We start from the raw sequence: 23476 nt of genomic DNA on the forward strand, positions 1-23476 counted from the left end.
AAATTGTCCGTGTCTGTGATATCGTTTTTTCTTCATTTTTATTACATTTTGCGACCGTTTGATTATTTCTTTTAATCTTCCCGCAAGGATTTCTTATACTCCATTGGGCTCACATTATAAATCTGCTTAAAAGCATCTACAAAACGGCGAACATTATTATAACCAACCTTTTCTCCGATCTCATATGTTTTAAGATCCGTGGTCCGAAGCAGTTTGATAGCCTCTTCCATACGGATAGATGTCAGATATGCTTTATAATTCTGTCCGGTTTCCTTTTTAAACAGTGCACTGAAATAATTCTGGCTGACACAGGCCACATCTGCCAGCTCTTTGATAGACATATCTTCGGCATAATGCGCTTTGATATAATCTTTGACTTGCTCAATCATTACCTTATCTTTGGATTTTCCATTTTTATCCAGCAAAATCCAGAGATTCTGGTAATACTGCCGAATACATTCACGCAGGGCGCGGAATGTTTTCCGCTGTTCAGTATCTTTCTGCAGTTTCTCCTGCATCTCGTTATAATCACCCTCGACAAGCTGATACTGGAATAATTTTGTACCTATTTCAGCCACAAAATACAACACCCTGGAGAGTGCCGCATTTTTATTTCCATAATGAATGGCCTCTACCTTATCCATGATCTTGTCGATTTTTTCCAGATAGGAATCGTCATGCGCAATGATTGCATGGTAAGCCTCATCCACACTTTTTGCATAGTCTTCAAAGGATACGGTATAATCTTTATGGATTTCTCTGAAATCAATCAGCGGCTTTTCTTCAAAATAATACAGTTCAAATGCAAACTTTGCCGTTTTGTAAGCATTTTTCAGTTGCTTTGCATCGGTAGAATACATACCGATCCCGACTGATAAATCTGTATGTACCTGCGCTGACACCTGCTGTACTACCGGCATCACATATGTATCTACAAACGTGTCTTCCTCTCCACAGGGGAACACGCCCATCAGATGCAATGCACAGTCATCCTTACGAAGTACAAATGCTTTTCCCCGTAGCTTCTGACTGATCTGATTATAAATAGAAAAGCGCACCAGATTAAAACGTTCAAAGGAATCATGAGCCATATCTGATGCCACATCCGGGCGGATTCCAATGCAGATTCCAACAAAAAAATGGTTTGCAAAATCTATCTCTTCCGCCGCAAATAACTGGTACAATTCGTCATTTTCAAAGCCTTGTCCATCATTGATCTCCCGGAACAGTTTCTGCATTTCATCGTCTTCTTCTTTGAATATTTCAATCGTATTCTGCTCTTTCAGTTTTTGAATTGCTTTGCGCACTGCATCCTCAAGATCCTTGCGTGCTACTGGTTTCAGCAAATAATCCACAGCTCCGCTCTGCAGGGCTTCTTTTGCATATGTAAACTCCTGATATCCACTGATAAAAATAAACTTCGCATGCACATGTGCTTCATTACACCAGCGGAGTATATCAAGCCCCGTCATGTAAGGCATTTTAATATCTGTAATGACAATATCTGGTACTGTATCCTCTATTACTCTTTTGAGCTGCTGTCCGTCCCGTGCTTCCCCCACGAGTTCTATATCCAAGTTCTTCCAGTCAATCAGTTTCTTTAACCCCTGTAAGATAACTCCCTCGTCATCCGCGATCACTACTTTCCACATCTTCAGGCTCCTCCCAAATCGGCAAATGATAGGTTACAATCGTTCCAACGCCAAGGAAACTTTCAATCCTAAATCCATACTCTTTGCCGCAATTCAGCTTTATTCTGTCATAAACATTTTTCATACCAACACTCAGACGACCGTTTGCATCTGCTTTTCCGATTTCCGGATGATCCAGTGTCTCCTGCATGATCCGTACCTGCTCCTCATCCATTCCAACGCCATCGTCCATCACAACAATTTCCAAATAATTTTCTTTACGCTCTACACGAATAGCTACCGTTCCTTCGCCATCTTTTTCACGAAGTCCATGGCGGATCGCATTTTCCACCACTGGTTGAAGCAACAATTTTGGAATATAAAGTTGTGTATCTTCGTCTGACACCTGAATGCTTAATCCGATGCGGCCTTCATACCGTACTTTCATAATGACAAAGTACTCACGCAATGCCTGTAATTCATCCTGCAATACGATACAGTCGGTATGTTCTCCCATCACATACCGAAGCTGATGTGCCAGGCATTCCAACAGTTCCGCCGTCTTTTCATCGTTTTCTTCCAGTGCCGTCATCCGGATCACATCCAGAGTATTGTACAGATAATGCGGCTGAATCTGCATTTTCAGTGCATTCAGTTCTGCATCTTTCTGGCAGATTCTGGCTACATACACCTGATTGATATAATCATTCAGGCGCTCCACCATCTTGTTGAATCCATCTGCGATGATTTCCATTTCATCATGGGAATTAATCTCCAGACACACATCCATCTGACCATTCTCTACCTGCTTCATGGCTTCCTGCACCTTCCGGACCGGTTCAGTCATCCTGTTCGAAAATATAATATACAAAAGTATTAGGAAAATACAGGAAAACAGCAAAATTACAACCATCATCGTACGGTTACTGAAATAATATCCCATTGCTTCCGCATCACTCAATGCCAGTACTGCATATTCCTCCGTTCCTGTAATCTTTGCATAAAATATCCAGTTATCATCTATTTTTTCATACCCTTCGTCATCTGTCAAATGAGCCATCACTTTTTTGCCAAGGGGATTTCTTCCATCCAGATAATCCTTTCTGTCCTGGCTGTATACATAATGCGATTCTTTCGGATTACAAATATAAAGTTTCCCTTTTTCCAGTCCAATCTTCTTTACCAGATCATCCAAAACATCCACATTAACATCCGCAAACAATGTGCCCAGTGCTGTATTACATGCGCGATTCATAGATGTGGTGTCCATATAATTACGCACCAGAACGAAAATGAAATCATCTGTATTGATACAGATATTACTCTCTTCTGTCGTTCCTAATACTCTCAGATCCCGCAATCGATCCTTCGGAATAATACTCATCTGCGTATAATATTCTGCATCATTTCGCAGTGTTTTTTCCTGATTATAATATACACTGTATATATGTCCATTAAAATCCACAAAACGGGTAGATGCGATATGCTTACTCTGTGACATAACGCTGTTCAGAGCATTCACTACTTCCAATGCCCGCTCACCATCACTGCGTTCCGTATCCTTCAATACCGTAGCCAGACTTTCTCCCCGATCTGTCTCGTATTCGTATAAATCGGCCATAGCATCATCCGCAGATTCTATAATGTCACCGACATTTCGGGCAAAATACCCGTTGATCTGCGCATAGTTGCGGATCATTGTCTCTCTGACACTGTCTGTAAATCTGGAAAAAAACAGAATACTCAGCAGGAGCAGCGGAATCACGCCCAAAAATACATAAGCCACTGTCAGCTTTCCGAAGGTTGTATCAAATAATTTCTTTCTCATTATTTTTCCTCCTGGCTTAGCTCACTGTCTTCCCAAAGCTGCTGTAAACTGATGGCTGTCTCCTCCACAGATAGTTCTCCACCTAATTCCCCACGCAAAAGAAGCAGCATACTTTTTTCGAATTCTACCGGCGTATCCTTGTCTCCGATATAGGTTGCAATCTGTTCGTCGCTGCTGCGGAACGCCCGCTCTGTTTCTTCCTGAAATTTCACTCCGGTCGTAGCAATCCACTCCTTTGTCAACGGAAAACCACAAATAGATTCACAAACCAGCGTATAGTTTTCTTCTGAATAAAAATATTTCAGAAATGTCATGGCGGCCTCATACCTTTGCGGATCACTCTCACACTCTTTTGTCACAGACCAGAATGTATCCAGATTGTCGCCGGCATAGGTTGCTCCATTTTCATCCGGCACATAAAACCACCCAAGCTCCATATCTTCATTTAACTTCTGAATGGCAAAAGATGTCCATGGTCCGGTATACATCATCGCAATCTCGCCCTCTGCCATTTTATATGGCAGATTTCCATCTCTGGTTGTCTGCCAGTCTTTGTTAACATAATCTGCTTCGAACAGCCCACTTAAATCCGTCAGCATTTTCATTGGTTCCGCATCTGTCCATGACACCACTCCATCCGCACAATCACTGAGCCAGTTCCTGTTTTTTGCCAGCACATCCGTACGGAAAAAGTGATTTACCCAGTATTCCATATGCCACAGATCACTTCCAGCCACACCGATGGGTGTAATACCACGCCGTTTCAGTACTTTGCAGACATTCAGAAATTCTTCATAGGTTTGTGGCTCCTGCAGGTGATATCTTTCAAAAATTTCCTTGTTATAGATAATACCGGAAGTGGACTCTACCGCTCCCACTCCGTAGACTTTTCCATCTACATCGTAAGTATATTTTACCAGATCCGTCACCTCTTCCGAGATTTCACCAAGTGTATCACTGCTGGCATACATTCCAGGTGTCTTTAACTGTACAATATCACCAAGCTCATCTCTGGCAATTTTTTTAATCAGAATATCCTCGTATACTTTATCCAGATAGTTTACTTCATAATTCACTTTAATATTCGGATACAGTTCTTCAAAATTGCGCACCGTGGCCTCAATGGCCGAATTCCACTGTGGATTCTGGTATGCATATACCAGCTCTATTTCAACCCGATCCTCATCATCTTCTTTGTCTTTTTTAGCAGCTTCCCTGTTTCGCATACTGTCGTAAAACAATGTGCCACACAGGGCAGCAAGCACTGATACCAGAACAATGATCGTAACTATGATCAGTATTCGCTTGCGTCCCTCTTTCATCTCTTTTCCTCAGTCTTCCTGTTCCACTTTTTTCATGCGTATCATGTATCTTTCTTTGGGATCTATGCTGGAATGCCATTGCATCGTGCATAGATACGACTAAAAGCGGTTCCCCCAACACAGGGGCACCGCTTAAAATTTTACAACTCTCAATCAAACAATTTTTCTTATTTATTCTCAATAAACTCGATCAGAACACCGTTGCAGTCGCGAACAAACATAACGGAATTGCCTTCCATACATACTTCATGTGCAATATCAACACCATTCTCTACAAAGCCGGCTTTTAATGCTGCCATATCATCTGTCTCAAATGCGATATGTTTTGTTCCTACTGTCTGAAGGTCAGAGTTCGGTGTCAGACGATCTTCCGGAATTTTCTTCGGCTCATCATACTCAAATAACTCTAACTGAAATCCATCTTTCTCAAGGAACACAATGGTAGCTTTCAGTGGCGGTACATATCCATCCTCTTTCAATACTTCAAAACCAAGATTCTTTTTGTACCACTCAATAGACTCTTTCATGTTGTAAACACTGATTCCTGCATGCAATACTTTTTTTACATTTGTTGTCATTTCATCCACCTCATACATTTTTTATTAACTATTCAGAGCCCATTCGCAAAAGAGCTCGCTTGCGAGCGATACTTCTTGAACTTGCTTCAAGAAGGCTAAAATTACTACTTTTACTCATGTTGGCTTCTCGCCAAATAGGTTTCCGAGAAAAAATGTTCATTCATGCAGGCATGATTCGCATTTTTCCGTAAACCTGCCTGGCTCTGAATAGTTGCATATCCTATGGTTTTAGTATACTATATTTCTACTGGTTTGACCAGTCTTAACCCTGCATTTTCTTATGCTGTAACAATTAATTTTCCACCGCTTGCCAGTGCAAATTCGCCAGCCTCAGCACCTTTTGCTGTGATGGTTACACCTGCCGGTGCATCGATCTGTGCAGGCTCCACATCTGTCACAAATACTACATCAGAATCAGCGGTTGCTGTCCATTTGCTTCCTTTGTCAAATGCAACGTTTGCGTGCTGAATTGCACCTGTCAGCTGTGTGCTGTTGAGTATTACCCACATCTCTCTGGTTGTATCCTCATGGATCAAGTCACCTTTTACATCCATATCTGTCATCACAACATTTACACCAAATACATCTTTGGTAACTTTTGTTGCACACGGATCATCATTTACGATGGTATGAACCAGAACGCCTTTATCCGAAGAAATATTTACATCACACAGATCCAGCATCATGTTGTGGCTCTTAACCAGTACGCACTCTTTCTTTGTATGGATATCTCCACCGGTTACTGTAATGTCTGCAACTTCTTCCTGCCAGCCGTTTACGCAGTGAGTCAATGCAAAGTAAGATCCACATTCTGCAGTACAGTCATTAAATGTCATATCGGAATTTCCTGCAACAATGGCTGCCATACAAGACATGTCAAAATTACAGTCGTTGAAATAATCGTGGCATCCCGGATCGGAATATGCGCCGTAACCGCTCTTGGTACAAACGATATCACAGTCATTTGCTTCCAGGTATACATAACCTTCGGAGGACTCTGTGGAAAGAGCTGCCCATCCATCACAGATAATCTTTGAATTGTAGAAGTAACTGGAAGAATTTGACATCGTACAATGTGTACGTGTATTTCCATCCATCTCCAGTGCTGGTGGCGGAGTGGACATTAATGCGTCCGGTCTCTCGATATCATCACCATACGGAATACCGTGTGCACAGATGACGGAATCATATACTTTTAATACAGATCCTTCCTCTGCTGCTGTTGCGTAACGGGTTCTTCCGTTTGTATCAATGACTGCATTTTTAATCGTCAGTTTTGCATTGTATTTTGCTGCTGCACCACTGGCCGGTCCACCGATCCCCTGTCCGTCGCCGGCAAGGCTGATGTATGCAGTGTCAACTGTCACGTCTGTGCCTGCACCCTCCGCATAGATAGCGCCTTCTGTTCCTTCATATGCTACAACTTTCAGGTTTTCTACCTTATCATCAGATACTTTTCCGCCATATACTACGGATGGATTGGAAGTAGCTGCGTCGTATTTTCCATCTTTGATATGTACGGCTGCTACTGCGTCATCTGCCGGTGCGAACCAGTTAATCTTCGGTTTTCCCGGATTTAATACGGCATTTACACCCTCAATAATGTCTGCCATTGTCAGCATGTTTTTGCTTTCTTCCCGTGCAGGTTTGTTTTTCTGCACACCTTTGATTTTTACAAGATCCATACCATTTCTCCTTTTCTTCCACATCAGTGGATGATCATTATATTTTCTGTTCCTAACATCAACTTGTTTTTCTATTGCTCTTTCCGATTCACGCACATCCCCAGTATCTTACTAGGTTTTTCCTGTTTTTGAAAAATGACCCCTGCACATACATGCAGAAGTCATTTTTCCATAGGTTCATAGGTTTAGGCAATATAGGTAATCATATATATTATGTTCGGTATGTCTAATATGTATGATTATAAATCTTTTTTAACTAATTAGTCAGCGTACATACGGTCTGCTGCGTTGGCATCTTTCATCTTTAACATCGGGAATGTTGCGATAAGTCCGATGATGATGATTGCAATCAGGATACCGTAAGCCATTGTAGCTTTACCAGACTGAATTAATATTGTCATCATCATAGCTGCTACAGCTGATGGTACTAACTGGATAGCCATGATAATACGGTTTGCTGACTGATACTCTCTACGTCCATATACGTAGGATGTGATACAAGGATGCATTGTCGGAACACCACCTGTCATGCAGGCAACACCGAATCCCCATCCGATCATAAGACCAGTAGATGTACCATCCTGAAGCATCAGGCAAAGTACCGGGATAAACTCGCAAAGTCCTAAGATGATGGAAGCTTTAACGGAACCGAATTTATCATCAAGGAAACCGAATACATAAGACATCGGAATACCAAGTACGGCACCAACACCAAGCCATTTAACAGCCTGGCCAACCCACAGTTCCGGACCACCAAGTGTGATATAACGGATAGCCATGGAGCCCATACATGCATTGATAATGAACTGGAATGCACCAAAGGATACGATAAGTAACCAAGCTTTTTTCTGTTTCAGAACCTGACCAACTGTGAGGTTAACCTCATCATTTGTTTCAGATTTTGGAGCATGATCTGCACCATCCGGGTAGAGACCAGCTTCTTCCGGTGTATCTTTGATACCAAAGCCAACTACTAAGCAAATAACAACGATCAGAACAGCAATTCCAATATAGAACGGTCTATAATCACCGCCAAAGCTGTTTTTGATCAGGTTTGTCATAACACCAGTACCAACTACGGAGAAGATCGGGGATCCCATTGTTACAATACCCATGATCTGTCCACGATATTTGATGAACCAGTTAGCTACGAGCATAAAGCCTGCCATCTGAAGAATCATACATCCACATCTTACGATAAATAATGAGATGAAGAATAAAATATAGTTACCAGATGCTGCACCACCGTTGCAGTCAAGTCCGTTTGCAGCTGCAATACCAAGTGTTGCAATTGCTGTGATGATCATGACAACGATCAAAGGTTTTTTAACACCAAATTTGATGAATAATGTACCATATAAAAATGTTAATACGATACAAACAAAGTTACCAACTGTCATCGGAAGCTGTGTGGAAGATGCTAACCATCCACCGCCCTTCTCGGTAATGAATGTCTGAATGATATTGATCTGATCATTCTGAAGTCCTGAATACAGGAACATGAATACGATTCCGAGAATACATAACAGAACCGCATAGCCCATGAATTTTTTGTTTTTAGCCATTTTTCAATTCTCCTCCTTTAATCACGTTATGTCCCATTTGCCTGAGCCATTCTTGATGTTTGTATTGTGCCACATCTCTGACCTGTCTTAAAGGCAACTTTTTGTGAAAAAAGTGCTGTTTTTTTAGATTTATTTTAGAAAGTTTATAGTTTTTTTATTCTTCCCAGCAGATTAATCCACCTGTCATATCCGGATTTACATGTGGGAATACATAATCAGCATATGCCTCCGGAATCTGCTTGTATGAGAACTCATGGCTGATCAACGGAGTGATATCGAGTTTGCCATATTTGATCAGATTTAAGAATACCTGAATATCCTCATCACTGGTCCAGCAGTCAGAGTTTACATAACGATTCAGTTTTTTACCCATTACCGGCGGCCATGCACCCTCGATCAACAGATCTGCTCTTCTTAATTTATATGGTTTTGAATTAACATATGTACCGATCAGGCTTGCACCTTTCTGCATGATCGGATCATCGATTGGCGGCATAGCCTCTCCATGTACCTGAGAGATCATTACGATACGTCCACGCTCGGAAACAAGTTCAGCTGCCTGCATTAACGGTCCTCTTGCGCCGGTTGCCTCAAAAATAACCGGAAGTCCGCCACGGTTTAATTTCGCAACCTCACGTTCCAGTCCATCTGGATCTTCTTTTGAGTTGATAACAACATCTGCTCCCATTTTCTTTGCTGCTTCCAGACGATTATTATCCAGATCAGTAACGATAACCGGTACAGCACCTGCAATTCTTGCACACTGTGCTGTAATCGCTCCAACAAATCCCTGTCCAAGCACTGCACACGGCTCACCAAGCTGTAAATTAGAACGGCGAAGTGCATACATTCCTGTATGTCCAAGGTTCCAGAATGCTGCCTGTTTTAAGTCAACGCCTTCCGGACAAAGTGTACAGTTTAATTCAGATGTTACGACATACTGTGCATGTTCCACGGTTGCTACTACGTGATCGCCAACTTTTAAGTCCTCAACGCCTTCGCCAACTTCGATAACTTCTGCTGCCATTGCATATCCGATGCTTGTTGGAAGTGGTACGATGTGCTCACCGAGCAGTCCATTTTCTGTTCCCGGGCTCATTGCACTGTATTTTGCTTTCAGTAATACCTCTCCTTTACCCGGTGCCGGAATCTCTTTCTCCTTTAAGACTACTTTCCCCGGCTGAGCCTCTGCATAGATAGTTTTCATATTAATTCCCCTCCTGTTTTTGTGCGGGTTATTTTATGTTCAAGTTCAACACAAAAAAAGCCGCTGCCTATGAAGTTTATTATCTTGATGTGATAATTATTTCATAAGCAACGGCTTATCTCAATGTCGTTTTCTTTGAAAAAGCGGACGTTTTTTGTGTTTTAAATTCCAGTTTCATGATAGGAAAAATAGTGCTTTCAGTTGTTAACTTTCATACTTTCTATGAGACAAAATCATTCCATCTGTCCATATATTCTCCATGATAGTGTAACTCACCTGCGGTTTCTGCCGTTGGTGAATCCCATTCTTCATTTACACGCAACGTAATTTTCTTATTATTTTCTAATCTAAAATCTGCCGCTGAATAATGATGCCAACGAGCAACGGTTTTGACATATTTTTTCAAAAATTGTGCGTTTGTAACATGAAAAACAGCTGCTTCCTGCGCAAGTGCTCCCGGTTTTAATACTTCGCATTCTGTGAGTACAAATCCCTGATATGTAAGAGCGATCAAATCTCCCGGAAAAATCCTGTCGTAAACCGCCCATTCTTTGATATCCAATGTTTTCTTCTCATCACCGTAAAGTCTCACTACGATACACGGATATCCGGTTGCGCTTCCACCGCCGGAAATACGAATTTTCTTTTCCAGAATCATACCTTCAGTCACAACAGGTGTCTGCTTTCTCCAATCCCGGATTCGTAAGCTCATCAGTTGTATGCTAATGATGATACCGCTTCCGATGCAAATGCATACACACAGCACACATAATACCGACCTATTTTCAAATGCACCGATAATTCCACCAGTCAGACTTCCAAGAAACAGGATACTCAGTATAAGTACCATGATAGCCCGATCGTATTTTTTTCTTTTTGCATATTTTTTCCAGTGGTTCAATGCCACATCTTGCTGCTGATTATTCTGTTCTATTTTCTCAGCATCTGGCTCACCTTTCAGTAAGTTTTCCACACTGCATCCAAGACATTCTGATAGTAGCAACAAAATTCCAGTGTCTGGAAGTCCCCGCCCTGTTTCCCATTTTGAAACAGTCTTGGGTGATATATCCAACCTTTCGGCCAGCTGCTTTTGTGAAATGTCCAGTTGCTTTCTGCGATTCTGTATCAATTTTCCTGTCCGTTTTGCATCCATACTGCATGTCACCTTCTCCCTTTTGCTGCTCTCAGTGTACATGTTTTATGAATATTTCGTCAACCTACGCTTCGTAGGGTATTGAAAAAAGCCCAGACTGTCATCTCATTTCAAAGATTTCACAAATTCAATATTTCTTTTTAGCACCTCTTCATTAGTAATGTCCATCCAATTTTTCTTAGATTTGGTCATTTCTTTTATAAACAAACTATTACTAAACACTTTTTCAATTCGTTTTATGAGTTCGTCTATAGCATTAACAGGCAAAGAAGTATCATCATAAATATATCTCTGAATATATTGTAGTAATTTATTTTTATTCACATTTTCTGAGAGATAACATATATCGAATACATCTTTATACCTGGTTGATCTGGTTCCAAAGCGCAAGAAAGATTTTAATTTTTCCGTAATTATCTGCTCTCTGGAATTCATCAAAAGACTTGCTCCATCTTCCTGAAAGCCAATATCAAAGCAATATTCCTCCTGCCTAATGTCCAAATCTTTATGTACGCCTACATCTATCTTACTGTCCAAAATATTTCCATGTATATCTGTAATCTCAACGAAAACTCGTTTTCCTTGATAATCCCTATGTTTTAATTCTATAATTGGCTTTTCGATTTTAATTTGAATTCCTTCATCCAAATATAATTTATCAATAAAGTTTCTAATAGATTCATCTGATATTGAATACTTTATAAAATCCAAATCTATATCCTGTGTTGCTCTTCGCGCATTTTTTGATATATTACGCATTACAACGCCGCCTTTAATCGTCACATTTTTACTGAAATTTCCTTTTGCTATTCCATACAATATAATGTCCTGACAAACTCTTGCCTGTGCATTTGCCTCACTATATCCTTCACCTTTAACTTTTTGAATTTCCTCCAATAAGTTTATCATAAAACCTCCAACTGTATTGTATCCATTATTTTCTTCCCACTTTTTAGCATTGCTGTATAATCTTCAATCGCAAAAAAATCCAGTTCATCAACAATCCTTCTATAATTTCCAATAATTTCTTTATAATAATCAAATGGCATTTTTTTTCTAAAACGTATTAAGTCTACAAGTAAGCGTTCTTTACTATATATTGAAATTTGAATATTTTGATAATTCATTTCTCCTTTCCCAAACTCAAACAAGTAGTCATTTACAAAGGTTTGCCGCACCTGTTTTTCCTTTATTCTTGTATCTTCTCTTTTTGTTGCCAGCCAATATGAGTCTGGTATAACATCTGTAAGTCCATAATAATAATAAGCACTTTCTCCAGTAAATACAGCTCGTGGATATTTTGCAACAACAACTTCCAATTCAGAGCATAGATCTGTATCCGAGTATAATCCTTTTTCTTTTTGAAAAAGAAGTCCTTCTTCTATTTTCTTCTTTATCATATAATCAGATCCATACTGCTTGATACATTCTTTATAAGTCATAATCATATTTTCACACCTCCTTTTTTTGCAATTATACACCCCATCTTGTGTCATGTGTATTTTTACTTAAATTATACTTGTTCTACGCTTATTGTCAAGTAAAAATACACACACTTACATTTCATGTGTATTTTTACTTAAATTTGTTAAAAAATAAAGCCACGCTTTCGCTTTCACAACGAAACGTGACTTTATCTGCAAGTGCTTCCTACAACATATTTTTCTTTTTTAAGATCAGCAGGATCAAAATACAGATTACAAGGGTTCCGATACATATAATTCCAAAACCATACGGTGTATCGGACAGCGGCATCCATTTCCCACTGACGTTCATTCCGTACAATCCGGAAATGATCGTCGGAATCGCCATAACCAGTGTGATTGACGTCAGGTATTTCATGACATTATTCAATCGGTTATTGATAACTGATGATACCAACTCCCGGGTACCATTGATGATATCACGATAGATCATTGTCATCTCAATCGCCTGCTTGTTCTCGATGATGACATCATCCAGCAGCTCGGTATCTTCCGGATACTGCTCCAGTCGTTTGTATCTGGACAGACGTTCCAATACGACGCCATTTGCCCTTAAAGATGTGGCAAAGTATACCAGCGTGGATTCTAATTCGTGTAAATTTACAAGGTCTTCATCTTCGGTATTTCCACCGATATTTTCCTCAATGTCAGTTCTCTTTTTATCAATGATCCTCAGTGTACTCTGGTACATTGCTGAAGTACGGAACAGAATCTGATATACAAAACGCATTTTTTTCTTTGTAGAAAATTCACGGACTCTGCGCTCAATAAAATGCTGCAGGATCGGTGTCTCCTCGGTACACACTGTGATAATACATTCCTGTGTCAGAAGGATACCAAGCGGAATAGTCGTATAGTTTTTGGATTCATGACGAATCTCCGTTGCCGGAATATCTACCAGGATCAGGGTATATCCATCCTCCAGCTCAATACGGGAACTCTCTTCCTCATCCAGTGCAGCACGAACATCTACCATATCAATATCATATTGCTCCGCGACTTCCTGACTCTCCTCCATGGTTGGATTTGTCATCATGATCCAGACTCCCGGATCCATCTCTTCTACTTCATGAAGGACACGGTTGTCCGTTTTATACACGGTCATCATATGTGCCACACCTGCCTTTCTGATATATTCAAGATTTGTCTGCAAATCTTGCTGCGAACTGAACATCTGTAAAACTGATATTTTCCGCTGTTCAGTTCTGCAATCCTTACGGAGTATTCTTTTGCTTTGAAGAAGCAAAAGAATGCCTTAAAACTTATTGTACCAAGTTTTAAGGCATTTTGGTAGTGCTGAACGTGATTTTTACCAGTCTTTTTCACATTCTTTTCCTTTTTTTATAAGGACACACACTGATTTTTACTTCTTTTCTCTATTCTTCCGGTGTACCCATCGCAATTTTCTCCGGTGTGATCGGCAGTTCACGCACCCAGATACCGGTTGCATTAGCCACTGCATGTGCAAGTGCCGGGGATGGCGTATTGATAACGATCTCTCCGATGGATTTTGCACCAAAAGGACCGGACTTTTCATAACTGCTCTCGAACTCTACGCGAAGTTTACACAGATCCACCCGGGCCGGAATCTTATACTGCATCAGAGAATTGTTCATCATTCTTCCATAATCCGTATACTGTACATTCTCGTACAACGCCATGCCGATACCCTGTCCCAGTCCACCTTCTACCTGAACTCTTGCCAGATTCGGATTCAACGGTGTTCCACAGTCAACTACGGCAACATAATCGATCAATTCCAGTTCACCGGTTTCTTTATCAATTTCCACTTCTGCCATTCCAACCATAAATGGTGGCGGAGAAGTCGGTGAATAATGACTTTCGGTTACCTGAAGTGCATGATTATTGGCACACATGGAATGCACACCAATCTCTGCTGTTGTCACAGATTTTCCTGTGGAAACGCAGCTTACATGATCTCCTTCAAATCTGGTATCTTCCACTCCGCACTCCAGCATCTGTGCTGCGGTCGCTCTGATTTCTTCGATTAGATGAAGTGCTGTTTTTTCCACAGCTTTACCAGTGATGTATGCGGTACTGGAAGCATAGGATCCGGAATCGTAAGGAGACGTATCTGTATCTGCTCCGGACACTGCAATTTTGTCTATATCGCATTCCAGGCACTCTGCTGCCACCTGCGCCAGTGTTGTATCACATCCGGTTCCCATATCAGCAGCACCGATGGAAAGCAGATAACTTCCGTCTTCGTTCAGTTTAATGGTCGCAGATCCTACATCCACATTGGAAATACCAGATCCCTGCATGGACATGGCCATACCAACACTTCGTACTTTTCCATTTCCCATATCCCTGCACGGAAATTTTTCTTCCCAGCCGATCATTTCTGCCGCACGTTTCAGACAGCGGTCCAATGCACAGCTGTTGTTTGGCTCACCGTAATAAGCCGGCATGATATCGCCTTCCCGCACCATATTTATCTCACGCAATTTAACCGGATCCATATGCAGTTTCTGCGCCAGCTCGTTTACCGCTGATTCCAGCGCAAACTGTCCCTGCGTCGCACCATAGCCTCGATATGCACCGGCTGACATTACATTTGTATACACAACATCATAATCAAAACGGAAAGCTTCTGCTTTTGCATAAAGCGGAATGGATTTATGTCCGCTTAATCCTACGGTTGTCGGACCATGTTCTCCGTAAGCACCGGTATTTGACAGTGTATACATATCAATGGCACGAATGGTTCCGTCCTTCATGGCACCTACTTTTACGTGCACTTCCATCTCATGGCGTGGGGAGGAAGCGATCTGGGATTCCACTCTGGTAAAAATAATTTTGGACGGTTTCTTTGTCATCCAGGTTACAAAAGCCGGATAAACTTCAGAAACAGCGGTCTGTTTCGCTCCGAATCCACCGCCAACCCTGGGTTTTGACACACGGATCTGAGACTTCGGAATACCAAGGGCATTGGACACGATTCTTCGCACATGGAATACAATCTGTGTGGAACTGAAAATATTCAGTCTGCCGTAGGCATCAATGGAGCAGTATGTGCGGAAGGTCTCCATCATCGCCTGCTGATCCGCAACCGTATGATATGTGTGCTCTACAATGGTATCGCATTCCGCCATCACACCGTCCACATCGCCTTCTTCGGATCTCGCTGTAGCGCAAAGATTTCTCTTGTTGTCCGCACCAACCGGACAGAGAGATCTCCAGTTATCCTCCGGATGGATCAGGATCTCATTGTCTTTTGCCACATGAAAATCCAGAATAGCCGGAAGCACTTCATATTTTACTTTAATCAGACGCATGGCTTTTTCCACGCAGGCTTCATCTTCTCCGGCAATGATGGCCACCGGATCGCCTACAAAACGCACATGCTGATCCAGGATCAGACGGTCATACGGTGTTGCCTCCGGATAGGTCTGTCCTGCAGTGGTAAAACGCTGCTGCGGTACATCTTCCCAGGTATAAATTGCTTCAATTCCCGGTACTTTCTCCGCTGCTGCTTTATTGATTTCTTTTACGATTGCATTGGCATGGGGACTGCGCAGTAATTTGACAATCAAACAGTCCTTCGGAACCAGGTCGTCCATAAAAACCGGTTTTCCTGTCACCAGTGCCATGGCGTCTTTTTTTCGAATTGGCTGATTTACTGCTTTCATCTGCTGCCTCCATTCTTTTTGTATTCCAGAAACGCTTTGATTCCACGCATCTGTCCCTCGTATCCAGAACATCTACAGAGATTTCCTGCTAAATATTCTTTGATTTCTTCATCGGAAGGATCCGGATTTTCCCGGAATAAGGCAATCGCATTCATGATCATACCCGGATTGCAGAAACCACACTGCTCAGCACCCTGATCTGCGATAAAAGCACCAAATTCTTCCGCTTCTTTCTGAAGTCCCTCTAACGTATCTACTTTACATCCATTTACCCGTGCCACCAGCATAGAGCAGGAAAGCACTGGTTTTTCATTCACGAATACCGTGCAGAGTCCACAGTTGGATGTCTCACAGCCACGCTTTACGCTGTAGCAGCCGTGGTCACGCACAAAGTCGATGAGTAATGTATCCGGTTTTACAAGTGCTTCCACTTTTTTCCCATTTAATGTAATTGTCACAACCATGTTACTGCACCTCCTCTGTCACGGTCAGCAGCGCACGACGGATCAGCACCTTGGCAAGATGTGTCCGATATGCAGCACTGGCGCGCATGTTATCCTGCGTTGGAATCTGAACCGCAAGTTCTTCTGCGATCTTTGCAGCTGCATCCGCACCGTTTTTTCTGATTGCTTCTGTCTGCTCCTCAGAAACAGTCAAAAGCATGGCTTTCTGCGGTCTCGCACCGACTGCCACTCTGGTTCCTTTTTTGTCCAGACAGACGGCACATGTTAATAATGGAAAATCTGTTTTTGTATTTCTCTGAGACAGATAAACGCATTTTCCAGGTGTCTTTTTTACGATGAGACGAATCAACACATCGTTGTCGCGGGGAAGATTTAAAAAATCTGCCAGCGACAGAATTCCATTGTGATATAACTCTACATAAGCGTCCATCGCTAAAAAGCAGGTCAGCACATCAGAAAAGCCAAACCGTCCAAACAGACTTCCACCTAAGGTAGCAAGATTTCGAAACTGCACACCTACGATATGGCGGACACTCTCACGGACTGCTCCATTGCTCCACTGGTTTAAGCCTTCGTGTAACTCCAACTGACGCAGGGATGTCATACATCCGATGGAAAACTGCATCTCATCTTCCTCAATGGTATCAAGACCAAGACCAGACAGATCGATGGCAGTCTGTATCCTGTGATCTCCCATTTTCATCCAGAGCATTCCACCTATGATCTGATTGGTTCGCTTCTGATTTAATTCAAATGCCTGCTCCAGACTTTCTGCCTTCACATACTCTTTGATTTCCAGCATTCATGTTCTCCTTCTTTTACAATGATTTCAAAGTTTTCTCTTATACAAAGTTTTTGTTCTTATCACATATTTTCTGTCGTATTAACATCAGATATGCTTTTTACAGATATCATTCAGACAGCACTTGTCACAATATGGCTGTGTCCGTGCAGTACAGACTTCTCTGCCGTGCCATACCAGACGATGGCAGAAATCACTGCCTTCCTCCGGTGGTATGATCTTCCACAACTCCATCTCTACTTTTTTCGGCTCTTTGATTCCATCCACCAGTCCCATGCGGTTCACCAGACGGATGCAGTGCGTATCTGTTACAATGGCCGGTTCACCAAACACATCACCCATGATCAGATTTGCACTTTTCCTGCCGACACCCGGAAGTTTCAGCAGTGCGTTAAAATCCTTTGGCACTTTTCCACCGAACTCATTCCAAAGCATTTTCATACAGGCACTGATATCTCGTGCTTTGCTTTTTCCAAGTCCACAGGGACGGACAATTTCCTCAATGTCTGCCACATCGGCATCTGCCAGCGCTTCCACGCTTGGATATTTTTCAAACAGCTTCGGAACGATCATATTGACTCTTGCGTCCGTACACTGCGCAGCCAGACGTACACTGACCAGCAGTTTCCATGCCTGGTCGTAATCCAGCGTACAATCCGCATCCGGGTATTCTTTTTTCAGACGGTCTATGATTTCAAGCGCCCTTTGCTTTTTGGTCATAATTTTCCTCGTAATCTTTCCATTTTATCCGTCAAATAGCTGCATGATACTGCCTGCAAGCAGTCGTATCATGCAGCTATTGACAGATTTATTATAGCATATATTTTCTTAATGCTGTTGTAATTTCTTCGATTCTCTGCTCTGCGATCTCGCGCACAGTCATTCCTTTCAGGCTCTCAATGTAACCAAGTTCCTGACGATACAGCCAGTTTTTCTGTGCATCGTTTAATCGCTGGTAATGGTTTGCTTCCACCCAATTATCGTATGACAAAGGAGCCGGATAACCAAGTTTCTCATCCAGCAGTTCTTTCAGTTCGATCTGATCTGCACGCTCCAGCATGCCATTCCAGAATTCCAGAACTTCTTCTACGTGCTCATGGATCTCATAACGACGTGCACCACCATCATAAATGATACATTTTTCAAATAACGGATTGCACATAGACAGTGTCTGACGTCTGAATTCCGGTGCTATGATACCGCCCTTCCAGTAGAAATCTACGTCCGGAAGATTGATACCGGATACACCTTTATCCTGATAGGTCGCAAAAATACCTTCATAAAATACCGTGATAAATCCTTCAAAATCCGGCCAGTACTCACGGATTTCTTCGGTCAGGCGTTCTAAGATCTCAATGCCTTTTGTACCACCGATGGTAAAGATGATAATATTGCGCAGTTTTGCTCCGTGTGCACGGTAAAAATCTGTCACGTAACGCAGACAATGGATCAATGTCTCACCGGTAGCAATGATATCACCGATCAGTAAGGTGCTTCCCGGAACCATAGTCAGCTTGCTGTATTTGATTTCAAGGCCTGCAATCTCATCCTCATGGAACACACGCTCACTGGACAGAAAACTAATGTCATGCACGCGAATATGCTCACGATAACAGCTCTCCTCCAGCGGATAGTTCAATGCGCCACGTAAAATAGACAGAATATTGGCCGTTGTCACCTTTTTCTGCTCTTTGAAATAATATAACATCTGGGAAGTGGACGGAATCAGACAATAATAAGTCTCATATCCGACGATCTCCGGATTATTTAATAATTTCCGAGTCTCCGCTTCTGATACAATATAATATTCATTTTTAAAGTCTCCGCCCTCCAGTTGATAGCAGGATACCCCCTGATCTACAAATGTTGGGACAATCTGTACATTCTTCCAGCTCATCCTTCGTCTCTCCTGTTTTTGCATATAGATTTATTATACAATGGTTCGACAAATCCTGCCATGAAATTTTTTACAGAATCTCGGCTTTATTCATATACAAAATGCACAACAAAGCCGCCGGTTGATTCTTATTCCCAACTATGGTTCTTCGCCGTGCATTCTGTTTTCTTCATAAAAGGTGTTCTCCATGGGCTGCAACATCTGAATGCATAAAGAAAAAACCGGCAACTATTACAGAATTTCCTCTGTAGTAATTGTCGGCTTTTTTACTGCACATTATTTCTTTCCAAAACGAAAGAAACCTTTCTTTTCTTTTTTCTCATACGGCTCAGATTTATAGGATAATACTTTATATCCGATATCTTTTACCTGTTTTTTCACCCATGGAATATCAAGTTCCGCATCACTGATGATGACGGTCTCTCCGGCACTTGCTGAAGAAGAGACTTTATTTACTTTAAAATTGTTGCGGATGACTTCATTCATATGAGCTTCACACATGCTGCATGACATACCATCAATTTTTAATACAGTCTTTACCATACTGATTCCTTCTTTCTCAAATGATTACTCTTCAATCAGCATTATTGTATACCCCTACGGGGTACTCTGTCAATCAGTTTGGTTAGTATATACTACTGCATTATTGATATTTTTTCTCAATAAATTTTCTATAACTTGGTCGTCCACTGGCTCATATTCCATATCTCGTCTACCACATCCTGATAAAATTCCGGCTCATGGCAGATCAGCAGAATACTTCCGCGATACTCCCGCAATGCAGTCTTTAACGCATCCTTTGCATCTACATCTAAATGGTTTGTCGGCTCGTCCAGAAGCAGAAAATTCGTATCACGGTTCAGTAATTTGCACAGACGTACTTTGGCCTGTTCGCCGCCGCTCAATACACGCACCTGGCTCTCAATATGCTTTGTTGTCAGTCCGCATTTTGCCAGAGCGGAACGCACTTCATACTGGGAAAATGCTGGAAACTCCTCCCAGATTTCTTCAATACAGCTGTTTCGGTTATCCGGGCTTACTTCCTGTTCAAAATAGCCAAGCTGCAGTTTTTCGCCCAGTTCACATTCACCGGAAATAGATGGTATCAATCCCAAAATACTCTTCAACAGCGTTGTTTTTCCGATTCCGTTTGTACCAACCAGCGCAATCTTCTGACCACGCTCCATGGAAAAATTCAGCGGTTTGGACAACGGTTCATCATAACCGATCACCAGATCATGCGTCTCAAACAGCATTTTCCCCGGCGTCTGTCCATACTGGAAATGGAATTCCGGCTTCGGGCGCTCCGCTGCCAGTTCGATGACATCCATTTTATCCAGTTTTTTCTGACGGGACATCGCCATATTTCTGGTAGAAACTCTGGCTTTATTTCTTGCCACAAAGTCTTTTAACTCGCTGATTTCCTGCTGCTGTCTGCGGTAGGCTGCCTCAAGCTGCGCTTTTTTCATGGCGTACACTTCCTGGAAATGCTCATAATCACCAACATAGCGGTTCAGTTCCTGATTTTCCATATGATAAATAATGTTTACCACTTCATTCAGAAATGGAATATCATGCGAGATCAGAATAAATGCATTTTCATAATCCAGCAGATAACGTTTCAGCCATGCGATATGCTCTTCATCCAGATAATTTGTCGGCTCGTCCAGCAATAAAATATCCGGTTTTTCAAGCAGTAATTTTGCCAGTAAAACCTTTGTTCTCTGACCGCCACTCAAATCTGTAACATCACGATCCAGACCAAGATCCAGCAGGCCTAATGCACGGGCAACTTCATCTACTTTCGCATCGATCATATAAAAATCATGCTGATCCAGCAATTCCTGATAGGTCCCCGTCTCTTCCAGCAGACGTTCCATCTCCTCCGGTGTGGCCTCCGCCATCTGCTCAAACATCCGATTCATCTCTGTCTCCATCTCAAACAGCCATGAAAATGCAGAACGCAGTACATCACCGATGGTCATTCCTTCTTCCAGCACCGCATGCTGATCCAGATACCCGGCACGGACATTTTTTGCCCATTCGACTTTTCCTTCATCCGGCATCAGGCGTCCGGTTACAATACTCATAAATGTGGATTTTCCCTCACCGTTTGCACCGATCAGACCGATATGCTCGCCCTTCAGCAAACGAAAGGATACATCTTCAAAAATCGCACGGTCGCCAAAACCATGCGTCAGGTGTTCTACATTTAAAATACTCATTTATCTACGTGTTCTCCTTTATTTTATGATTCACTCAATTTTTTCTGATAGCAAAATTTTTACACCATGCTATCATACCAGAATCTTGTGAACTACCCATTGTCTAAAGCCAATGGGCTTCCTGCTTCACAGACCTCGTAACCTACTATCTCCACAGGCGTTTATTCGGGCAGTCCCTGCCCTATGATATGTTTTTTCTTAAGCTATCGTTCTTAATCCTTCTGCCAGGATATTCTTTGCAGCGTTAATGTCTCTATCATGTTTTGTACCACAAACCGGACATATCCATTCCCTCACTGACAGATTTTTTACCTCTGCTTTTTGGTATCCGCAATCGAAACACAACTGACTGCTGGCATAAAATGAATCTATCTTTATATAATCTCTGCCATTCCACTTTGCTTTATACTCCAACTGCTTTGTCAGCTCATACCATGATGCATCACTTATGGACCTGGCCAGATGATGGTTTTTTACCATATTCTTTATCCGCAGATTTTCTGAAACAATCACTTGGTTTTCGCTGACCATCTCATGAGATATCTTATGTAGATAATCTTTTCTGGTATTTGTTATTTTTTCATGACATATTGCTATCTTTTTTCTGGTTTTGTAGTAATTTTGGCTTCTCTTTTCTTTATGAGCTAACTGCCTTTGTAATTTTACCAGCTTCTTTTCATATCTTTTGATTGTTTTGGGATTTTCGTATTTCTTACCATCAGAAGTAATACATAAATCTTTGATTCCCAAATCCAGTCCCACATTCTCCTTTGTATGAGGCAACTCCTCATACTCTGTTTCCACCAATAATGAGACATAATACTTTCCACTTGGCTTCTGTGATACGGTTGCAGACTTTATCTGCCCGCTGAATTTTCTATGCAGCTTTGCTTTTACTTTCTTTAATTTCGGCAGTTTTACTTTGTTCTCTTCGAAATCTGCTTCTATATTTCCATTCGTAAAATTTGTTGTATATGATCTATGACGGTCGTGCTTACTCTTAAATTTCGGATATCCTGCATGTTCTTTAAAAAATTTCTGATATGCAGAATCCATGCTATAAATAGCATTGGTCAGAGCAAATTTATCCACTTCTTTCAGCCATTCATATTCCCTCTTTAACTGTCTGTTACAGTAATTGTTGCAGTCGGTTTTACTAACAGTTTTTTTCTCTTTTTCATATGTCTCTTTCCGATATGCCAGTGTTTGATTATACACGAAGCGACAACAGCCAAATGTTTTTGCTATCTGTACTTTCTGCACAGTATTGGGATATATTCGGTATTTATATGCTTTTAACATTTGCTGTCACCTCCTTAACCTTGGTTCTCTATATACTTTTTTAGCATTTCTTCTGATACATTTCCTACACTACACGCAAAATATCCATCTGTCCAAAAGGTATGTTCTTTCCAGAATTGTTTTCGTAAATATTGGGGATATCTTTTCCATATATGGTATGTTGTGTAGCTCTTCATCAGGTTTACAATCTTACTATCAGACATTGTCGGTTCTGCCTCTATCATGTAATGAATATGGTCTTTATCTGTTTCCATATATCTGATAATAACACTGTGTCTTTGACATAATCTCATATGAAAACTGTTTTATATCATCTGATATCTGCCTCGAAAACAGCAACTTTTTCCTATATTTGCAAACAAAAATAATGTGATATTGTAATAAATATTTGTGCCTGTTTTTAGATTCCCATGCCATAAGTATACAATAATTTCTGATTTTAGGCTACCTTAACCCACCGTCTGAAGCCAGTGGGATTGCGGTAGCCTTATTTCAAAAGGAAAAGCGAAATTTAGTGCCAGATTCCCCGCCGCTTTCGGATCGTATAATACATGCTATTTTCCATTGCCATAACTTTTTCCAACGGAACACTCTTGAACACCTGCATCTTCATCTTGAACTTGATCCAGAAGAAGGAGTAAACAGCCAATACCGCAAAGGTAATTCCCGTTACCAGCCAG

19 protein-coding genes and 1 pseudogene are annotated in these 23476 nt (G+C 41.5%); all 20 read right to left on the reverse strand.

What is annotated here, in order from left to right:
* Positions 1–71: 71 nt before the first annotated feature.
* The 20 genes and pseudogenes from Q0I54_RS06935 to tnpA all read right to left on the reverse strand — a co-directional run bounded on the left by Q0I54_RS06935 (position 72) and on the right by tnpA (position 23213).
* On the reverse strand, positions 72–1652 hold the full coding sequence (locus Q0I54_RS06935) for a response regulator (protein ID WP_296117510.1): 1581 nt from the start codon (positions 1650–1652) through the stop codon (positions 72–74).
* Positions 1627–3459 carry a sensor histidine kinase gene (locus Q0I54_RS06940; RefSeq protein WP_296117511.1) on the reverse strand — a complete coding sequence of 611 codons (1833 nt, stop codon included), beginning with the start codon at positions 3457–3459 and terminating at the stop codon, positions 1627–1629. The genes Q0I54_RS06935 and Q0I54_RS06940 overlap by 26 nt, the downstream gene beginning before the upstream one ends.
* Complete coding sequence (locus Q0I54_RS06945) at positions 3459–4781, reverse strand: ABC transporter substrate-binding protein (RefSeq protein ID WP_296117512.1); 1323 nt, start codon at positions 4779–4781, stop codon at positions 3459–3461. The genes Q0I54_RS06940 and Q0I54_RS06945 overlap by 1 nt, the downstream gene beginning before the upstream one ends.
* A 167-nt stretch (positions 4782–4948) precedes the next feature.
* Positions 4949–5359 carry a VOC family protein gene (locus Q0I54_RS06950; protein WP_296117513.1) on the reverse strand — a complete coding sequence of 137 codons (411 nt, stop codon included), beginning with the start codon at positions 5357–5359 and terminating at the stop codon, positions 4949–4951.
* A 278-nt stretch (positions 5360–5637) separates the two neighbouring features.
* Positions 5638–7044, reverse strand: a complete 1407-nt coding sequence (locus tag Q0I54_RS06955) for a hypothetical protein (RefSeq protein ID WP_296117514.1) — start codon at positions 7042–7044, stop codon at positions 5638–5640.
* A 260-nt stretch (positions 7045–7304) separates the two neighbouring features.
* Positions 7305–8609, reverse strand: a complete 1305-nt coding sequence (locus Q0I54_RS06960) for an MFS transporter (RefSeq protein WP_296117515.1) — start codon at positions 8607–8609, stop codon at positions 7305–7307.
* Between the two features lie 154 nt (positions 8610–8763).
* A complete protein-coding gene (locus tag Q0I54_RS06965) occupies positions 8764–9816 on the reverse strand; it encodes a zinc-binding alcohol dehydrogenase (protein ID WP_296117516.1) in 1053 nt (350 codons plus the stop codon).
* Positions 9817–10036: 220 nt separating this feature from the next.
* Positions 10037–10969: a helix-turn-helix domain-containing protein gene (locus tag Q0I54_RS06970; RefSeq protein ID WP_296117517.1), complete on the reverse strand. Its 933-nt coding sequence runs from the start codon at positions 10967–10969 to the stop codon at positions 10037–10039.
* A 105-nt stretch (positions 10970–11074) separates the two neighbouring features.
* Positions 11075–11878 carry a nucleotidyl transferase AbiEii/AbiGii toxin family protein gene (locus Q0I54_RS06975; protein ID WP_296117518.1) on the reverse strand — a complete coding sequence of 268 codons (804 nt, stop codon included), beginning with the start codon at positions 11876–11878 and terminating at the stop codon, positions 11075–11077.
* Positions 11875–12417 carry a hypothetical protein gene (locus Q0I54_RS06980; RefSeq protein WP_296117520.1) on the reverse strand — a complete coding sequence of 181 codons (543 nt, stop codon included), beginning with the start codon at positions 12415–12417 and terminating at the stop codon, positions 11875–11877. Before Q0I54_RS06980 ends, Q0I54_RS06975 begins: the two co-directional genes overlap by 4 nt.
* A 202-nt stretch (positions 12418–12619) precedes the next feature.
* A complete protein-coding gene (locus tag Q0I54_RS06985; RefSeq protein WP_296117521.1) occupies positions 12620–13561 on the reverse strand; it encodes a magnesium transporter CorA family protein in 942 nt (313 codons plus the stop codon).
* 268 nt (positions 13562–13829) lie between these two features.
* Positions 13830–16106 carry a xanthine dehydrogenase family protein molybdopterin-binding subunit gene (locus Q0I54_RS06990; RefSeq protein ID WP_296117523.1) on the reverse strand — a complete coding sequence of 759 codons (2277 nt, stop codon included), beginning with the start codon at positions 16104–16106 and terminating at the stop codon, positions 13830–13832.
* The gene (locus Q0I54_RS06995; protein WP_177973994.1) at positions 16103–16570 is read right to left on the reverse strand and encodes a (2Fe-2S)-binding protein; all 468 of its coding nucleotides are present in this window, start codon (positions 16568–16570) and stop codon (positions 16103–16105) included. Before Q0I54_RS06995 ends, Q0I54_RS06990 begins: the two co-directional genes overlap by 4 nt.
* Before the next feature lies 1 nt (position 16571).
* Entirely contained in the window at positions 16572–17372 is an 801-nt protein-coding gene (locus Q0I54_RS07000; RefSeq protein ID WP_296117526.1) for a xanthine dehydrogenase family protein subunit M, read from the reverse strand.
* Between the two features lie 87 nt (positions 17373–17459).
* Positions 17460–18092: an endonuclease III gene (gene nth / locus Q0I54_RS07005; protein ID WP_296117528.1), complete on the reverse strand. Its 633-nt coding sequence runs from the start codon at positions 18090–18092 to the stop codon at positions 17460–17462.
* 91 nt (positions 18093–18183) lie between these two features.
* A complete protein-coding gene (locus Q0I54_RS07010; protein WP_296117530.1) occupies positions 18184–19269 on the reverse strand; it encodes a phosphoribosyltransferase in 1086 nt (361 codons plus the stop codon).
* Between the two features lie 276 nt (positions 19270–19545).
* Entirely contained in the window at positions 19546–19812 is a 267-nt protein-coding gene (locus Q0I54_RS07015; protein ID WP_296117531.1) for a heavy-metal-associated domain-containing protein, read from the reverse strand.
* Positions 19813–19940: 128 nt separating this feature from the next.
* Complete coding sequence (locus Q0I54_RS07020) at positions 19941–21494, reverse strand: ABC-F family ATP-binding cassette domain-containing protein (protein ID WP_296117534.1); 1554 nt, start codon at positions 21492–21494, stop codon at positions 19941–19943.
* 198 nt (positions 21495–21692) lie between these two features.
* Complete coding sequence (gene tnpB / locus Q0I54_RS07025) at positions 21693–22796, reverse strand: IS200/IS605 family element RNA-guided endonuclease TnpB (protein ID WP_296117536.1); 1104 nt, start codon at positions 22794–22796, stop codon at positions 21693–21695.
* A 14-nt stretch (positions 22797–22810) separates the two neighbouring features.
* A pseudogene (tnpA, locus tag Q0I54_RS07030) lies at positions 22811–23213 on the reverse strand (IS200/IS605 family transposase).
* Between the last annotated feature and the right edge of the window lie 263 nt (positions 23214–23476).

This window comes from uncultured Eubacterium sp. (genome assembly GCF_934295145.1).
Lineage (GTDB): Bacteria > Bacillota > Clostridia > Lachnospirales > Lachnospiraceae > Eubacterium_I.

What these genes read in the sequence shown, in the direction of transcription:
- Q0I54_RS06975 (WP_296117518.1), bottom strand. Translation starts at nt 11,878, where the DNA reads ATGATAAACTTATTGGAGGAAATTCAAAAAGTTAAAGGTGAAGGATAT.
- Q0I54_RS06935 (WP_296117510.1), bottom strand. Translation starts at nt 1,652, where the DNA reads ATGTGGAAAGTAGTGATCGCGGATGACGAGGGAGTTATCTTACAGGGG.
- Q0I54_RS07015 (WP_296117531.1), bottom strand. Translation starts at nt 19,812, where the DNA reads ATGGTAAAGACTGTATTAAAAATTGATGGTATGTCATGCAGCATGTGT.
- Q0I54_RS06980 (WP_296117520.1), bottom strand. Translation starts at nt 12,417, where the DNA reads ATGATTATGACTTATAAAGAATGTATCAAGCAGTATGGATCTGATTAT.
- Q0I54_RS06970 (WP_296117517.1), bottom strand. Translation starts at nt 10,969, where the DNA reads ATGGATGCAAAACGGACAGGAAAATTGATACAGAATCGCAGAAAGCAA.
- Q0I54_RS06955 (WP_296117514.1), bottom strand. Translation starts at nt 7,044, where the DNA reads ATGGATCTTGTAAAAATCAAAGGTGTGCAGAAAAACAAACCTGCACGG.
- Q0I54_RS07010 (WP_296117530.1), bottom strand. Translation starts at nt 19,269, where the DNA reads ATGAGCTGGAAGAATGTACAGATTGTCCCAACATTTGTAGATCAGGGG.
- Q0I54_RS07020 (WP_296117534.1), bottom strand. Translation starts at nt 21,494, where the DNA reads ATGAGTATTTTAAATGTAGAACACCTGACGCATGGTTTTGGCGACCGT.
- Q0I54_RS06945 (WP_296117512.1), bottom strand. Translation starts at nt 4,781, where the DNA reads ATGAAAGAGGGACGCAAGCGAATACTGATCATAGTTACGATCATTGTT.
- Q0I54_RS06965 (WP_296117516.1), bottom strand. Translation starts at nt 9,816, where the DNA reads ATGAAAACTATCTATGCAGAGGCTCAGCCGGGGAAAGTAGTCTTAAAG.
- Q0I54_RS06950 (WP_296117513.1), bottom strand. Translation starts at nt 5,359, where the DNA reads ATGACAACAAATGTAAAAAAAGTATTGCATGCAGGAATCAGTGTTTAC.
- Q0I54_RS06985 (WP_296117521.1), bottom strand. Translation starts at nt 13,561, where the DNA reads ATGATGACCGTGTATAAAACGGACAACCGTGTCCTTCATGAAGTAGAA.
- Q0I54_RS07000 (WP_296117526.1), bottom strand. Translation starts at nt 17,372, where the DNA reads ATGCTGGAAATCAAAGAGTATGTGAAGGCAGAAAGTCTGGAGCAGGCA.
- Q0I54_RS06990 (WP_296117523.1), bottom strand. Translation starts at nt 16,106, where the DNA reads ATGAAAGCAGTAAATCAGCCAATTCGAAAAAAAGACGCCATGGCACTG.
- tnpB (WP_296117536.1), bottom strand. Translation starts at nt 22,796, where the DNA reads ATGTTAAAAGCATATAAATACCGAATATATCCCAATACTGTGCAGAAA.
- Q0I54_RS06995 (WP_177973994.1), bottom strand. Translation starts at nt 16,570, where the DNA reads ATGGTTGTGACAATTACATTAAATGGGAAAAAAGTGGAAGCACTTGTA.
- Q0I54_RS06940 (WP_296117511.1), bottom strand. Translation starts at nt 3,459, where the DNA reads ATGAGAAAGAAATTATTTGATACAACCTTCGGAAAGCTGACAGTGGCT.
- nth (WP_296117528.1), bottom strand. Translation starts at nt 18,092, where the DNA reads ATGACCAAAAAGCAAAGGGCGCTTGAAATCATAGACCGTCTGAAAAAA.
- Q0I54_RS06960 (WP_296117515.1), bottom strand. Translation starts at nt 8,609, where the DNA reads ATGGCTAAAAACAAAAAATTCATGGGCTATGCGGTTCTGTTATGTATT.